Source organism: Opitutia bacterium ISCC 52 (genome assembly GCA_014529675.2).
In the GTDB taxonomy this organism is placed as follows: Bacteria; Verrucomicrobiota; Verrucomicrobiia; order Opitutales; family UBA2995; genus UBA2995.
Genome location: CP076040.1, coordinates 3,505,675 through 3,522,136 on the forward strand (window position 1 = coordinate 3,505,675; position 16,462 = coordinate 3,522,136).

16 protein-coding genes are annotated in these 16,462 nt (G+C 50.1%); 13 read left to right on the forward strand and 3 right to left on the reverse strand.

Annotation, left to right across the window (positions count from 1 at the left end):
- Positions 1–80: 80 nt before the first annotated feature.
- The 3 genes from GA003_14910 to GA003_14920 all read right to left on the reverse strand — a co-directional run bounded on the left by GA003_14910 (position 81) and on the right by GA003_14920 (position 2,495).
- The gene (locus GA003_14910; GenBank protein ID QXD27295.1) at positions 81–1,286 is read right to left on the reverse strand and encodes a SpoIIE family protein phosphatase; all 1,206 of its coding nucleotides are present in this window, start codon (positions 1,284–1,286) and stop codon (positions 81–83) included.
- A 68-nt stretch (positions 1,287–1,354) separates the two neighbouring features.
- Entirely contained in the window at positions 1,355–2,041 is a 687-nt protein-coding gene (locus tag GA003_14915) for a DUF1080 domain-containing protein (GenBank protein QXD27296.1), read from the reverse strand.
- A gap of 130 nt (positions 2,042–2,171) precedes the next feature.
- Positions 2,172–2,495 (reverse strand): hypothetical protein, encoded by a 324-nt coding sequence (locus GA003_14920; protein QXD27297.1) that lies wholly within the window; start codon positions 2,493–2,495, stop codon positions 2,172–2,174.
- 311 nt (positions 2,496–2,806) lie between these two features.
- On the opposite strand from GA003_14920, the gene GA003_14925 reads away from it, so the two are divergent.
- The 13 genes from GA003_14925 to GA003_14985 all read left to right on the forward strand — a co-directional run bounded on the left by GA003_14925 (position 2,807) and on the right by GA003_14985 (position 16,459).
- Entirely contained in the window at positions 2,807–3,109 is a 303-nt protein-coding gene (locus GA003_14925) for an urease subunit gamma (protein QXD27298.1), read from the forward strand.
- On the forward strand, positions 3,106–3,417 hold the full coding sequence (locus GA003_14930; protein QXD27299.1) for an urease subunit beta: 312 nt from the start codon (positions 3,106–3,108) through the stop codon (positions 3,415–3,417). Before GA003_14925 ends, GA003_14930 begins: the two co-directional genes overlap by 4 nt.
- A complete protein-coding gene (gene ureC / locus GA003_14935) occupies positions 3,414–5,147 on the forward strand; it encodes an urease subunit alpha (protein QXD27300.1) in 1,734 nt (577 codons plus the stop codon). The genes GA003_14930 and ureC overlap by 4 nt, the downstream gene beginning before the upstream one ends.
- Before the next feature lies 1 nt (position 5,148).
- On the forward strand, positions 5,149–5,643 hold the full coding sequence (locus GA003_14940) for a hypothetical protein (protein ID QXD27301.1): 495 nt from the start codon (positions 5,149–5,151) through the stop codon (positions 5,641–5,643).
- Entirely contained in the window at positions 5,644–6,351 is a 708-nt protein-coding gene (locus GA003_14945; protein ID QXD27302.1) for a hypothetical protein, read from the forward strand.
- Between the two features lie 222 nt (positions 6,352–6,573).
- The gene (ureG, locus tag GA003_14950) at positions 6,574–7,215 is read left to right on the forward strand and encodes an urease accessory protein UreG (GenBank protein QXD27303.1); all 642 of its coding nucleotides are present in this window, start codon (positions 6,574–6,576) and stop codon (positions 7,213–7,215) included.
- Positions 7,215–8,075: an urease accessory protein UreD gene (locus GA003_14955; protein QXD27304.1), complete on the forward strand. Its 861-nt coding sequence runs from the start codon at positions 7,215–7,217 to the stop codon at positions 8,073–8,075. Before ureG ends, GA003_14955 begins: the two co-directional genes overlap by 1 nt.
- Positions 8,076–8,243: 168 nt before the next feature.
- Complete coding sequence (locus GA003_14960; protein ID QXD27305.1) at positions 8,244–8,600, forward strand: GNAT family N-acetyltransferase; 357 nt, start codon at positions 8,244–8,246, stop codon at positions 8,598–8,600.
- Between the two features lie 311 nt (positions 8,601–8,911).
- Positions 8,912–9,316 (forward strand): hypothetical protein, encoded by a 405-nt coding sequence (locus GA003_14965; GenBank protein QXD27306.1) that lies wholly within the window; start codon positions 8,912–8,914, stop codon positions 9,314–9,316.
- A gap of 4 nt (positions 9,317–9,320) precedes the next feature.
- Complete coding sequence (rlmJ, locus tag GA003_14970) at positions 9,321–10,157, forward strand: 23S rRNA (adenine(2030)-N(6))-methyltransferase RlmJ (protein ID QXD27307.1); 837 nt, start codon at positions 9,321–9,323, stop codon at positions 10,155–10,157.
- A gap of 281 nt (positions 10,158–10,438) precedes the next feature.
- A complete protein-coding gene (locus GA003_14975; GenBank protein QXD30454.1) occupies positions 10,439–13,627 on the forward strand; it encodes a DUF1080 domain-containing protein in 3,189 nt (1,062 codons plus the stop codon).
- A 132-nt stretch (positions 13,628–13,759) separates the two neighbouring features.
- A complete protein-coding gene (locus GA003_14980) occupies positions 13,760–15,193 on the forward strand; it encodes a sulfatase (GenBank protein ID QXD27308.1) in 1,434 nt (477 codons plus the stop codon).
- A 219-nt stretch (positions 15,194–15,412) separates the two neighbouring features.
- Positions 15,413–16,459 carry a purine nucleoside permease gene (locus GA003_14985; protein ID QXD27309.1) on the forward strand — a complete coding sequence of 349 codons (1,047 nt, stop codon included), beginning with the start codon at positions 15,413–15,415 and terminating at the stop codon, positions 16,457–16,459.
- Positions 16,460–16,462: the final 3 nt, after the last annotated feature.

Genomic DNA, 16,462 nt, shown 5'->3' on the forward strand with positions numbered 1-16,462 from the left:
ACTGGAACAGACGCCTCGGCGATGCGTCCCTACCTAAGACAAAACATACTGACGCTAGCGCTTAGCGACAAAACCCCCGATTAGTCTTCCTTGAGGCGCAGGGCCAGTAGCGTGGTATCGTCCTGAGGATAATTGGCACCGCAGTAGGACTTCAAATATGCTTCGAGGGTTTTGACGACTTCTTGGACTGGTTGGCGGGCACAATTTTTAAACACGTCCACCAGACCTTCGGTTCCTAATTCAACGCCTTCTGGATTTCGACACTCGATTAATCCATCGGTCATGAACAGAAGACAGTCTCCTAGATCGACTGTAAATTTAGTTACCTGCACGTTATCACAAATACCTAATCCCACAACGTTCTCACTTGGGCAGTTTACGATTTCAACGGTGTCGGAACTTTCCCGGTACCAGAGCAAGGGAGGTTGAGCTGCGTTGGCCAAAGTTAGAGTTGCATACTCATCCTCTGAAAGATCAAGGGTCCCAACCATCACCGCGACAAAGCCTGAAGGAATGAGTCCTTTCATGTGCTGATCGAGCTCGATTAAGGCCTGCTCAGGATGAGCAAACTCTGCTGGCATGTAAAAATCGGCCAGGTGCTTGACTAGAATAGTAAATAAACCGGCAGATAACCCATGACCGCTCACGTCCCCTAAGAGGAAGGATAGGTGTTTATCAGAAACGAGCGGGAAGGTAATCACATCGCCACCCACATCGGAATAGCTCAAATTCAGCACTGCAATATCTACATCCGGGTGTTCCGGCATAGGGCCAGGAATCAATCGCTGTTGAACGCGCCCGGCATTCTGAAAATCGGTGGCCATCTCTTCGTTCTTCTGACGCAACTGTTCCCGACTTTCCTCGAGGGCCTGCTGAGCAACGACCTGCTCCGTGATATCCCGCGTAATACCCATAATACCCACGGGTTCACCCGATCCCAAGTAAAGTGGAACTTTGGTCGAGGTTGCCCAGGTCACACTGCCATCGGGCCAGGTTTCCTTTTCGGTCAAATTAACCAGGCGCTCATTATCTCGAATCAGCCGCTGCTCATCGTCGTAGGCTTGCTGCGCATGCTCCTTGGAAAAGAGGTCAAAGTCCGTTTTGCCTATCAATTCTTCCGGCGACTTCAGCCCAAACTTGGCAGGCATAACATCACTGACTCGAATAAAGCGGCTTTCGCGATCTTTGAAGTAAACCTGGTCCTCTGTTTGATGAAGCAGTGCATCAAACAGCATGGACGCCGAAGCACTCAGAAGCTTCGGATCATCTTTATCAGTAGCACTCATGATAGGTCACGGTATCGACTTAAAATCCAAAGTCGATGAAGCAATTGAAGAATAGAACAACTCTAAGGTTAAAGTTCCTTGAGGAACACATTGCGAAACAAAACATTGTGGCCGTGGTCTTGAAAACCAATGTGACCCATCTTCGGTAGATCATTCAAAGCGGTTTTGAACTTGTTCTTGGAACCATCCGGATTCTTCTGAGCGGTGGTCCATTTTGAAAGGTCGGCTTCAGATACTTTAACTCCGTTGACCCAGACCCGAACGATATCGCCTTTAACACGAAGGCGAAGCTTGTCCCAATCCCCCACCTTGCCGGCTGGTTTGCTGCTAGGAGCGACGGCATCGTAGATCGCGCCGTGATCATGCTTCCCCCTGTCCACACCTTGTGAATCAAGCAGCTGAATCTCGAACCCTCCTTGCACAGGGTTATTCGGATCGGTGCGGTAGAAAACACCACTGTTACATCCCCTTGAGAGTTTGTATTCCAGATCGAGAATGAAATCGCCGTATTCTTTCTCCGTCCAAATGTAACCGTTCTGAAGGCTGCGTGCCAAGGCTCCGGTTTTGGGATCCACCTTCCATACTTCTTGTGCTCCTCTTGGGTTGGTAAACCATCCATCTTTGGATTTCCCATCAAACAGAGCGACAAATCCGTCCGGTAGATTTACCTTAGCTTTGCTCGCGTGATGAGCCGCCTGAAGATTGAGAAATGAAAAAAGGAAGGTCAGTATAAACGTTAGCAGTATCTTCATCATATCTATTGGGGTAGTGGATTGCCGATTAAGCGGTGAAGTTAAATCATTGGCAAGCAAGCTCGTAACCGGATGTACAAAAAAAAGGGCCCCGGTATCGGGACCCTTGAAATTGAATGCGGCAGATCGCTTATTAGCCTTCTGTTTTCTCAACAGAACTAGCTGTAAGAACCAATTTACCATCTACTTTGGCAACCGAACCTTTAACTTTCAGGCCTGCCGTTTCTCCCTGACAGAAATAGGCGCCATGCTCGATGTTCTTAGCAAAGAGGTAAGTCCTTACTTTGTCGTTATTTTTATTCTTCACCTGAAGTGCATTGGTGCACTTTTCAGCGATGCCCAGGCTGCATTTAGCACAGGTGCCAGTTCCGTTTAGAGTTACTGTTTTTGCTTCATCAGCGGCGTAAAGACCGGTTGCGAAAGCGAGAATTGCGATGATCGATAATAGCTTTTTCATATGTTTTGGGATAATGGACGGATTATAATTAAAATTGCTGAAGATGTTAATTTGTAGAGGAAGACCTCAATAGTAGCAAGCACGTATTAGAAGCCCCATAACAACGAATATTCCCTTCACCATCCCCTCCCATCCGAAATCTGAGTAAAACAGTCTCACTTTGAACAGATATTCGCGTTATTTCTAAGAGCTCCAGCTTGCCGGGGTCCGTTTTAGATGCTAGTCCTCAAAAATAACCAAAGCCACATAAGTTGGCATAATTTGGGCTGCTTCATCCGCTTTATAAACGAATTAATCAATTATCACCGTCTATGCACCTAACGCCCCGCGAACAGGAAAAACTTATGGTTGTCGTTGCCGCCGACCTGGCTCGGCGCCGACAAGCCCGAGGCCTTAAACTCAATTACCCGGAAGCCATTGCAGTTATTACCTATGAAATACTCGAAGGCATCCGCGATGGAAAATCGGTTTCGGATCTTATGAGCTACGGAGCCACTATCCTGGCCAAAGATGATGTGATGGAAGGTGTTCCAGAGATGATTCACGAAGTGCAGGTTGAAGGCACATTCCCCGATGGAACCAAACTTGTAACCGTCCACAACCCACTACGATGATTCCAGGCGAATATAAATTTTCCGAACCCGATGCGCTTCTAACCGGGAATCCCGATCTTGAGACCCTAACCGTTCAAGTCAGCAATACAGGTGACCGGCCCGTTCAGGTGGGGAGTCATTTTCACTTCTACGAAGTGAACGAAGGCCTGGAATTTGACCGAGAATCCTCGAAGGGTTTCCGCCTGAATATCGCCGCGGGCACAGCCGTGCGATTTGAGCCTGGTGACATACGGGAAGTCGAGCTGGTCGCCTTGGCTGGCAAACGCGAAGTCCATGGACTTAACAACAAAGTAGACGGACAGTTATGAGCTTAGAATTTACACGAAGACAATATGCCGAAATGTTCGGACCTACCGTGGGTGATCAAGTACGCCTTGCCGACACAGAGCTCTTCATTGAGGTCGAGAAGGACCTGATTGCCGAAGCGGCAGGCTACGGAAACGAAGTAAAGTTTGGAGGCGGCAAAGTCATCCGAGATGGCATGGGACAATCACCGCTTGCCACCGGAAAAGACTGCCTCGATCTAGTCCTGACCAATGCAACCATCATTGATCCCATTCTCGGTATTATCAAAGCCGACATCGGAGTTAAAGATGGGCGCATTTCTGGTATCGGACACGCAGGCAATCCACTCATTCAATCCGGGATCGCGGATGGCATGGTCATAGGTGCTGGCACGGAGGTGATCGCTGCCGAAGGGCATATTGTAACTGCTGGAGGATTTGATTCCCACATTCACTTTATTTGCCCGCAGCAAATCGACGAAGCCTTGGCCAGTGGAGTAACTACCATGACTGGCGGTGGAACAGGACCAGCAACCGGCACTAATGCAACCACCTGCACCCCTGGACCCTGGAATATTCAGAAGATGCTGGAATCGGCAGACGCCTTTCCTATGAACCTCGGTTTTATGGGCAAAGGGAATTCGTCCAACTTGGATGCTCTGCGCGAACAAGTGGCAGCGGGAGCCATGGGGTTGAAACTTCACGAAGACTGGGGAACCACCCCCAGTGCAATCGACCACTGCCTCAGCGTGGCGGACGAGATGGATGTTCAAGTCGCCATCCATACGGATACTTTGAACGAGTCGGGCTTCGTCGAAACGACCATCAAAGCATTTAAAGACCGCGTGATTCACACCTTCCACTCGGAAGGTGCCGGAGGAGGTCATGCTCCAGACATTTTAAAAGTCTGCGGAGAAGCGAATGTGCTCCCCTCCTCTACCAATCCAACACGTCCCTTTACAGTTAACACCATCGACGAGCATTTAGATATGCTCATGGTGTGTCATCATCTGGATTCAAAGATCCCCGAAGACGTGGCGTTTGCTGAATCAAGGATTCGACCTCAGACCATCGCAGCCGAAGACATTCTGCACGACCGAGGAGCCATTTCCATCATGTCAAGCGATAGCCAAGCCATGGGGCGCGTGGGTGAAGTCTTGATACGCACCTGGCAAACAGCGGACAAAATGAAGAAGCAGTTTGGAAAGCTGGAGTCCGATGTGCATACAGCGGCCGATAACTTTCGTGTGCTTCGCTATATTGCCAAATACACGATTAATCCATCTATCGCCTGCGGAACGACCGCCGATGTAGGTAGTCTTGAAGTGGGGAAGCTGGCTGACATCGTTGTCTTCAAACCAGCCTTCTTCGGAGTGAAGCCGGAGCTGGTACTCAAAGGTGGCATGATCGCTCTGGCTAACATGGGCGATCCCAATGCTTCCATCCCCACACCACAACCGATGTATTACCGACCTCAATTTGCTGCTTTTGGAAAGGCAAAGCACCGAACTTCTATCAGCTTTGTTAGCCAGGCTGCCGTGGACGCAGGTGTGGCAGATTCTCTCCGATTGGAGAAGATCATCCGCCCAGTAGCAAACACTCGAAAGATCTCTAAGCATGACATGGTTATGAATGACTATCTTCCAAACATTGATGTCGATCCAGAGACCTACACTGTGACGGCAGATGGCGAGGAGCTGACTTGCGAACCGGCAACCGAGCTTCCGATGGCGCAACGTTACTTTCTATTCTAAAATGCATCTAGTTACCGAAGCGTTAAACCCGATTCCACATCATCACGATCATGTATCAATCCCCGTGGACAGGCATAAACTGGCCCGGAAACGCTGGCGTGGAAAAGCAGCTGATGACACGGACTTTGGTTTCGATGTAGCTGAAGCCCTGAACCACGGAGACTGCGTTCTGGTAGAAGCCCATACGGCCTATGTCATAGAACAAGCACCCGAACCCTGTTTCCTGGTACCTATGGGCGAAGGGCAACAAGCGGCATGGCTAGGCTGGATGATCGGCAACCTTCATTTCAAAGCCGCATTTTCGGACAAAGGAATTCTAGTACAGGACGATTTGGCTGTGGAGCAGATGCTCGAGCGTGAATCCATAGCCTTCGAACGTGTCACCCGTGTATTTCAACCAAGCAAGTCTGGCGGTCACTCTCACGATCACGATCATGATCATGATCACGGACATAGCCATGGGCACGATCATTCGAATCACCATCATCACCATTAAATGACTCGCGATGCTTCATCTGACGAGCAGTGGGTCGCTTCACTGCTTCAGGTTTCCGATCCTCTATTTCCCACGGGAGGTTATGCTCACTCATTGGGACTAGAGCAATGGGCCGCAAGCTGCGGCTACCAAAACGGAGAGGACCTGACTCAATTTTTTATGGACCACGCCGGCCCTGCATTGGCGCGCCTGGAACTACCCTACCTTCGCTTATCCAGAGACCTTTTGATTGGGACTGATACTGAGGGGCTCATCGAATTAGAACAAGAGATCGATGCCTGGAAATGGGCATCAGAAATTCGCGAAGCGAGTCTAGCGCAAGGACGAGGTCGCCTTCGACTCCTCAAGAAACTCTGGGATGATCCAAGGGTGGAAAATTACCGAATGCTATTGGCCGAACAAAACGTATTTGGTCATCATCTTGTGGTAACAGCATTGCAGTTTGAAATCCTCAAAGTGCCAGAACGAGCTGGTCTCATGGCCTACGGGTATCAAAATCTGGCCAACTTTGTTTCCGCCTCCATTAAACTCTTACGCATCGGTCCGGAATCTGCACAAGCAGCTCTACACGCTGGACTGGATCAGTTGCCCACCTGGGTCGATCAATCGCTCACCATTAACCGCGAGGACGCTGGATGGTTCGCACCCGCTTACGACATTGCCTGCGCCCAACATGCCACCGCTTTCTCACGACTTTTTATTTCTTAATTTTGTTTAACCGCAGAAAATGCAGATGACTGCAAAAACCTAACTAAAGTGATCCAACAGCGACGCCATTTTGAACAAAGAGGAAACGAAAATAACGAAGAAAAACTGAAAGCAACAATCCATAGAACCTTTGTTACCTTCGTTTTCTTGAGCGAAAGCGACTGTTCAAAACAATTAAGCGATAAAATTCCTAAGAACATATTTACTCATCCTTTTTAATCCATGTCTGATACAAATTCATCTCCACGTCCTGTCCGCGTTGGCATCGGAGGCCCGGTTGGTTCCGGCAAGACAATGCTCCTCCTTCGCCTCACAGAAGTACTTAACAAACGATTCAGCCTCGTCGCGATTACCAACGACATTTATACCAAGGAGGACGCCGAATTCCTGGTAAAAAATAGCCCACTTGAAGCCGGGAGAGTCCTCGGAGTAGAAACAGGGGGCTGTCCGCACACGGCCATTCGCGACGACACGAGTATGAACGAAGCAGCGATTGATAACCTGCTGCTACAGCATCCCGACGCTCAAGTCGTTCTCTTAGAAAGCGGTGGCGACAATCTATCGGCTACGTTCTCACCGGAGCTGGTGGATGCGTTCATTTATGTAATTGATGTTGCGGAGGGCGATAAGATCCCCCGCAAAGGTGGCCCTGCCATTCGATTTTCAGATCTACTCATTATCAACAAGACCGAGCTAGCCCCTTATGTGGGTGCGGATCTCGATGTCATGGCACGTGACTCAAAGAAGATGCGCGATGAACGTCCCTTTCTCCTTTGCGATCTAAAAAGCCGAAAGGGGCTGGATGATGTCTTGGCCTGGCTCGAGAAGGAGTGTTTCTTTCCACTGACTCCCAAAGCTGGTTGATGCCCGAAACGATCACAGAGAATCAGCCTGCCAAGCGACCCGCCGTATCCGGAGGTGTTCGCTTAGCTTATATAGCTGATCCAAAGGGATCCACTCTCAAGGAACAATGGGTTCGCCCTCCCCTTCATATAGCCAAAACCTACCATGACAAAGGCTGGGCCATTAACTTGCTCACGAGTCCGACCGCAGGATTACTGGAAGGAGATCATTTGGAGATCGATTGCAAGGTGGAAGCTGGGGCCAAGGCTGCTATGATAAGTCCGGCTGCTTGCCGCGTGCACACTATGGCCGACGGCGAAGCCACCATCCAACAACATTACCAGCTTGGAGAAGATGCTGCTCTGGATGTCTGGCCAGCACCCTTGGTGCTACAATCGGCTTCAAGACTGAGGCAATTCACCAGGGTAGATCTAGAGGCTAGCAGCAGGCTGCTTCTCACAGAGATCATTTCTCCAGGACGTGCAAGCTACGGTGAGTCCTTCGAGTTTAAATCCTGGCGCTCAAAGCTACGTATCTACCGATCGGGTACGCTAATGGTCTACGAGAACTTCAACGTTGACCCAAAGGCAGGTGACGTCGCCGATTGGCGGACCCGCTTTCCTCATGGTCCTTATGTGAGTCTCTATTTCTTGACCTCAAAGCCGGTAAAAGAATTGATCGAGCCTCTCAACCAACTATCCAATAAAGAGGTAGCCATTGGAGCAAGTTCCCTCAGGACAGGTGGGCTAGGCATCAAAGCACTGGCTCAAGATGGACTGGCCTTAAGAAAGTCGGTGCTGAACATACGGGAATTACTCGTCCAGCATTCAGAGATCGAGTTCCCCAGCACTCTCCAAAGAGCACAAACATTCTTCTATTAATTACTATTTACTATACTGGATTAGCGATTGGACTATACGCCTCTACGATATTCCGGACCTGATTACCCTCTATGCCCGACAAGCTCTCCTTCCATTCCCTATCCGATAATAGTCCTTTCCTGGATACCGTTTCGCAATGGATATTCGATGAATGGTCGAAGGAAAGCCGTGATAGCCTGGATACGATTCGTGAAAAACTTCTTGTTAAGGATAAATCCCCCCCCTTCAAAAGTAGCCGTCGATGAAAAGGCAGCCGCTGGTTTTGTTTGGATCAGTCGCTATCAACGCACTGAGGACATTTCACCAACACTCTGGATCAATGGGCTCTATGTGAAAGATTCTCACAGGAGCCGTGGCATCGGAAGTTCATTGGTTCAGTTGGCTGAACAGCTTTCATCTGACTTCGAAGATGAACTCTATGCCTACACTGAGATTCCGGAATTCTACCTACAATTGGGCTGGCGTATTCATCAGGGGAAAAATTCTTCTGGAAACGCCGTTGTAGGGCAGAAGCTGAACAAATAGTCGCAAAACACCAAAACTTTTGGTTTCTGTCGGCTAAGGGTCGAAAAAATACCGGCACTATGCGATAGAACCAAATAGATCGCCAAGGAGATCAGGGCAATTTTTAGACGCCCCATTGGCTAGGCAGTAGATCTGGGTGAGCAAACCGGATACCAGAGTCTGCAGACCCAATCCTGTTTTCTAAGGTGAATTACCCCCTTGAAAGAAACCAAAGGGTTTCTCAATCTATCCAACTTTCTCTTTTTCCACGTCCGAATAGTTACTCAATTCCCTAACCAAATGAACCGCTTGTGCGGTCCTGAGGTCAAAGAATGCCTGAACAAGCTCCACACAGAATCAAGATTCATACCCCGAAGAACCCTACACCAACCATCGTGGACTTCGGCATAGATGAAAAGCTGAACAAGAAGTCAAAGCTCCTACTCCTATTGAGTGGGTGGCCAGTACTGATTTATCCTTTTGTCTTCATAAGCTTGATCATCGCAATGACGGAACCCAAACCTCCGGGACTCCCCTGGATTCCACTTATAATCGGAGCCTGCTTCCGCAGCGTCTGCCTGGGTTATCCTTGCGTGTTTGTTCCTTGTGCAGTCGGCGCGATCGCTGCGGCAAGAAAGAAAGACCGGAGGAAGGAGTTTAAATACGCCAAGTCTGCCTTTTATTATTTTCTCTTTGTGGTCTGCTTAGGCATCCTTGCCGGCTTAGTTTCTTTTTAACACCTTGCTCAGCTACCGTCATTCTTTTCATGCAGGCAATTTTGCCGATGTTCTCAAACACATCGTCTTAGTTCAGATTCTGGAGTACCTGACGCGAAAAGACAAAGCCTTTACTTATATCGATACGCATGCCGGAGCCGGGCTCTACGACCTACAGTCGGATCATGCGACCAAGTTAAACGAAGCCACAGGTGGATTCAAAAAGCTCGCAGCAGAAGACTGGCCCGAGCTGAGCACTTACTTTGAGGTGATCCAACGGCACAACACGACGGACACATGCTCACAGTATCCTGGATCTCCCCTCTTTGCCCAACACGTGTTAAGGGAACAGGATCGAGCCCGCTTATTCGAATTACATCCCGCCGATTATGAAATCTTGAGCCGGGTCTTCGAAAAAGACAGCCGATTTGGCCTAGAACTCATGGATGGCTATCGGGGTTTGCTATCACAACTGCCACCCAGTTCCCGTCGTGGACTCATTCTGATAGATCCTTCTTACGAGGTTAAAAGTGATTACGAAACCGTGATCCAAACGATCCGGAAAGCCCATCGCAAATTTGAGACAGGAACTTACGCACTTTGGTATCCGGTGGTACAAAGAGAGCGGATCGATCTACTGGAAACCCAACTTATGAAAAGCGGGATCCGCAACATCCAGCAATTCGAACTTGGCCTTTCCCCTGATTCTGACGAACGCGGCATGACAGCATCTGGAATGATGATCATTAACCCACCCTGGACCTTGAAAGACAAAATGGAGCATTTACTCCCAAAACTTGTCGCATCCTTGGATACCGGTGCTGGCACTTTCTACAAAAGTGAGGTTCTGGTTGGAGAGTAGTTCCACTTCAAGCTCAGATAAATGCAATTACACAAAAAATGCTCAAATAATTGGAGTGAAAATAATTTTACCCTGTATAGAAACACTACTCTACAATGAGAATAACTAGGAACTAAAGAAACTTGCCAGCACGCAGCTCTTCAACAATCCCTTTTAATGGTATGTATTACCCCATTCGTCTAAGCCTAAGAACACCCTTTAAATTTATGACACATCGTCCTTCTTCCTCACAGTCGCTTGCATGGTTTGCAGTGGCATTCGTTTCCATCCTTTTCTTCGGAATGTCCGCCGCCGGGCAGGAATACAAGTCGCTCTTTAACGGGAAAGACCTCAGTGGCTGGGAAGGCAGTTCCGAACTCTGGAAAGTGGAAGACGGAAACATCGTCGGCAGCACAGAAGGCGTGACTCTCGAGGCTAACACCTTCCTCATCGCAAAGGATGTCGAGGTAAGCAATTTTCACCTGACACTGAGACTTCGCATGGCAGGCACCAACAACTCCGGTGTCATGTATAGAGCGCAAAGCCTGGATAGCGGCCCGTTCAGGCTCAAAGGCCCCCAAATGGATATCCACCCAAAACCGGAATACCAGGGCATGTATTACAGCGAGCAAACCGGCCGTGGTATCATCGCCGAACGTGGACAGAAGGTCCTCATTCCAGCTGACTTGAATGATAAGGGAAAGACCACTCCACAGGTTCGAGGTAACCTGGGATCTGAACCCGCCTTTGATCTTTCCGAGTGGAACACCTACGAAGTCATCGCAATGGGACGTCGCAGTGTACACAAGATCAACGGAGTGATCACGGTCGATGTGGTGGACCGCGATCCCAGTACCGTACTAAGTGGACTGATTGGGCTGCAACTTCACCGAGGGCCAGACATGTCCATCCAGGTTAAAAATATTCAACTCCGAGATGGGATAAATGCAGCAGAGGCAAAAGCCTTGATCGAAAAAAAAAATGATACACCCCTAGAAGAGGGGCTCGCGGTAAATGAAAACCGCGCGACTCCTATTGAAGACATCCTCATGCCCGATGGCTTCAAAGTGGAGCTTCTCTACTCCGTTCCCGGAGACACACAAGGCTCCTGGGTCAACCTGGCCTTGGACGGAAAAAACCGATTAATTGCCAGTGATCAGTTTGGTGGCCTTTACCGCTTTCCGGTACCAGCTCCAGGCAAAACACTCAACGCTGCAGCTATCGAAAAGGTGCCCGCCAACATCCGGGCGGTCAATGGTATGCTCTGGGCATTCGATTCACTTTATGTCGGCGTCAATGACTACGAAGACAGCACTAATTCCGGATTGTATCGCATCACCGATTCAGACGGCGACGACCAGCTCGATCATGTGGAGCTTTTGCGCCACATCCCTTCACGGGGTGATCACGGTGTCCACGCTGTAAAACTGTCTCCTGATGGGAAATCCATTTTCCTGATTTGTGGAAACAATGCTGAACCCACCGAAGTAAATCGGGAAAACATAAGCAACTTTGGGGAAGACCACCTTCTACCCCGTATGCCCGATGGCCGTGGACACAATCGCTCACGCCTGGCCCCAGCCGGGATCATTTATAAGATCTCACCTGATGGTGAGCATTGGGAGCGCTACTCCATGGGTTACCGCAATATCTTCGACGCAGACTTCAACGCCGATGGCGAGCTCTTCACCTACGACGCAGACATGGAGTATGATTTCAATACTCCCTGGTACCGCCCTACTCGCGTAAACCATGTAGTCAGCGGTTCTGACTACGGTTGGCGAAATGGCACAGGCAAGTTTGCCGAGTGGTATGCGGACAGTGTTCCGGCAACGGTGAATATTGGCCCCGGCTCACCCACTGGAGTCACCTTCGGCTATGGCGCTAAGTTCCCCGCCAAATACCAAAACGCGTTTTTCATCATGGATTGGAGTTGGGGGAAACTTTACTCCGTCTTTCTCGAGCCCAAAGGATCCAGCTATACAGGATACAAAGAAGACTTCATCTCAGGTGTCCCACTTCCATTAACGGATATGGTGATTCACCCGGAGGATGGCGCCATGTATTTTGCAATCGGTGGACGAAGGGTCCAATCGGGACTTTACCGCGTGACCTATGTGGGAGATGAAGACACCTCCCCAGCCGTAAAAAAATCTGCCGGACAGGATGCACGCGATGTTCGTATCGTGCTGGAGCAATTCCATGGCAAAGAAGATGACCGGGCTGTGCAACTGGCCTGGCGCTACCTGGACGACAAGGATCCATTTATTCGGAATGCAGCGCGCAGTGCTCTGGAGAGCCAACCCGCTGCCAACTGGGGACGCCGCGCTTTCCGTGAGCAAAACGCAGGCAAGAAGATCCAGGCATTACTCGCTCTGACTCGAGTACGTGGTATTGACCCCTTCCACCGTGTAGATGGCGACATTCCACAAAATAACATGCAAGGTGCCCGTATTTTGGGCGCGCTCGCCGACATCGATTATGGATCGTTGGATGAACAAAACCGTCAGGCCTTGGTACGCACCTACCATGTGGCACTTAATCGTTTTCGCGGCGCTGAGACTGAGCTCGCAGGTAAAATCATCAGTCAGCTCGATCTACACTTCCCTGCCGACAACCAGGAATCGAACCGCCTGCTCTGTGAGACCTTGGTTTATCTCCAAGCTCCAAGCGTAGCGCAAAAGGCGATCGCACTTCTTGAAGACGCGGCCACGCAAGAAGAACAGATGGAATATGCTCGTTCCCTCCGCATGCTCAAAACCGGATGGACAAACGCACTGCGCACCTCCTACTTCGAATGGTTTCTGAAAGCAGCTAATTTCCGCGGTGGAGCTAGCTTTGTCGCTTTCATCCAAAACATTCGTAAGGATGCCGAATTAACCCTCACCAGTAAGGAAAAAACCGACCTGGTAGAACTCCTCGCCCGCGAGCCTGAAGTAAAGTCATCGTTAGAAGCTGCTATGTCAGCCTTGGCTGGTCGCACCAACTTCACTGACTGGAAACTGGATGACCTATCCGAAGCAGGCGACAATATGATCGACCGCAACTTTGACCGTGGTCGCAAAATGTTCGCTGCTACAGCGTGTTACTCCTGTCACCGATTCAACAACGAAGGCGGTGCCACGGGTCCCGATCTTACTTCAGCGGGAGGTCGTTATTCACCGCATGATTTCCTCGACCAAATCATAAATCCGAGCAAAGAAATCAATGAACAATTTGTGCCTGCTCAAGTGAGCATGCTGGATGGAACAGCCGTGCATGGAGTCATCGTAAACTTAAAAGGCGATGTGATAGTTGTTAACACCGATCTCACGAACCCGAACCAACGGACCAACGTGGACCGGAAAATGGTTAAGAGCATCGATCCATCTCCTGTCTCACCCATGCCTCCCATGTTACTCGGTCGCCTGGAGAAAGAGGAAATTTATGATCTCGTCGCCTACGTGCTCAGCGGAGGTAATCCCGAGGACAAACGCTTTCAGTCGAACTAAAATGTAGCCACGGTGGTGACACCGTGGACCCATCAACTGAGTCTCCACCGATGTTACATTCAATTGATTTAATTTCAATTCAGGTGTATTGATTCACAACAACATCCACATTCTGTATAACATAATCTTCCCATGACTCGCCCCATTCTACTGATTTTGCTTCTGGCTCTAGCTTCCAGCCTCCTAGCCACTGAAAAACCCAATATCGTTCTCCTCGTAGCCGACGATCTTGGTTACGGTGAACTGGGCTGTCAGGGAAATCCCGAGATCCCAACGCCACACATCGACTCTCTGGCGGAAAACGGCGTCCGCTTTACTCAGGGTTATGTGACGGCTGCCTTTTGCAGTGCCTCGCGAGCCGGACTGATGACAGGTCGGTATCAAACCCGTTTTGGTTATGAGTTTAATCCGATCGGTGCCAGGAACGAAGAATCCGGAGCCGGACTACCAGTGGGAGAAAAAACGATCGCCGATATCCTGGTCGATGCCGGTTACGTAACAGGCATGTTCGGCAAGTGGCATCTGGGAGGAACCGCCAAATACAACCCCATTCGTCGAGGCTTTGATGAGTTCTTTGGATTTTTGCATGAAGGTCACTACTTCGTGCCTCAACCCTATACAGATACAACCACCACGTGGTTGCGCCGGAAAGTACTCCCCGGCGGAGGTGAAGGTCGCTGGATAAGTGCAGATGGAAAACTCATCTACACCACTCACATGGGAAACACGGAACCGGATTATGACGCGGACAATCCCATCTATCGAGACGGTCAGCCAGTTGAGGAAGAAGAATACCTGACCGATGCCTTTACGCGTGAAGCATTGTCCTTCATCGACCGGCAGGCCGATAAACCCTTCTTTCTCTACGTACCCTATAATGCGGTACACAGTCCCTTACAAGGCGCCGATGCCTACATGGAAAAATTTTCTCATATCGAGGACATTCAACGACGGATCTTTGCCGCTATGCTTTCCAATCTCGATGACAGTGTAGGCGCCATCCTCGCCAAGCTTCGCGAGCATGACCTGGAAGAAAACACGCTCATATGGTTTATCAGCGATAATGGTGGACCGACCCGGGAGCTTACTTCGAGCAACCTGCCGCTTCGCGATGGTAAGGGCAGTGTCTATGAAGGAGGTAACCGCGTCCCCTTCCTGGCCCAATGGAAAGGAACCTTACCGAAAGGCGAGGTCTACGAAAACCCGGTAGTATCTCTCGATATTTTTTCCACCGCTGCAGCCATCTCTAATGCTCAAGTGGACCGGAAAAGAAAAATTGATGGCGTCAATTTGATCCCTTACCTCACCGGGAAGAATAAAGCCCGCCCGCACGACACCCTCTTCTGGCGCATCGACCGACGCACTGCCATTCGTGTAGGGGATTGGAAACTCCTGCGTAATCCAAGACGCGGACAAGGCGACGATTGGGAACTCTACAATCTGGCGAAAGATATCAGTGAGTCGAATAACCTGGCCTCTACTGAACCGTCCAAGGTGAAGGAGATGCTGGAAGCCTGGGAGGATATGAACGGCCAGATGATTGAACCGGTTTGGCGACCGAGGTGAGTTAAAGAGCTTAGAGATGCAGGCGGAAGGGCGAAGAATGAGTTTCTTCCTGCCCGACCACGGACCGCTCGGCGATCGGTCCCTACCTTTTCTCTCAATGGTAGGGTGGCTGTTGGTGTCGCTTCGCTCGAAACGCCGAGGGCGCCGAGACTCAGACTATTAGCACGATCCTACATCGGCTATTGATCGTCACCTTCGTGTACTTCACTGTGGTCAGTTATGAACTTGCTCCGTTGGTCTTTTTTCTTCTTAAGTTTCCTTGGTTGCCTATCCCTCACAGCCCAAGCCGCTGATCCCATCCCGATCAAGGTCGTTGTGCTCACCATGTTCGAGCACGAGGGTGAACGTCCGGGTGAACGCCAATTCTGGATTGAACGTCTTAACTTGGACCAACGCCTCCCCTTCCCTGCTGGACGTTCGGATATTTACACGAACGGCGACGGGCTCCTGTTGATCACAACCGGCATGGGCGTTTCCAATGCGGCGGCTTCTGTCATGGCCTTGGGCATGGATTCGAGATTTGATTTCAGCAACACCTATTGGCTGGTCGCTGGTATCTGTGGCATTGACCCACACGATGGATCCATGGGCAGTGCTGTTTGGACAGACTATGTCATCGATGGTGGGTTGGCCCATGAAATTGATGCGCGAGAAATCCCTGACGATTGGACAACAGGCTATACGCCGTTGCGATCACCACGCCCCTTTGACCGCAATGGAGAACCGGTCAATCCAAGCCAATTGTTTAAGCTCAATCCAGGACTCATGCAATGGGCGTATCAGCTTACCAAGGACGTACCTCTGAAAGATCGTCCTGAACTCGAACACCGACGGGCTGAATTTGTGGGCTTTCCCAATGCCCAGAAAAAGCCCTTCGTCCTTATCGGCAGTCACTTGGCAGATTCTACATTTTGGCACGGGGAGAAGATGACACAATTTGGCAATGACTGGACCTCGTTCTGGACGGAGGGGAAAGGCAACTTTGTCACCAAAGCCATGGAGGACAGCGGAACGCTTCAGGCCCTTAAGAATCTCGATAATGCCGGGAAGGTCGACTACGACCGGGTCATGATCCTCAGGACGGCCGCCAACTACACGATGCCCTCTCCGGGTATGACTGCTTACGAAAGTCTGGCTCGTGAACGAGGTGCTTCGTTATCGGCGTTTATCGAATCTCTGGAAGCAGCCTTTAGTCTTGGCAATACCGTCGTTCAGGAACTCCTGACGAATTGGGAGAAATACGAAGACAAGATTCCGACTCGCTAAGGA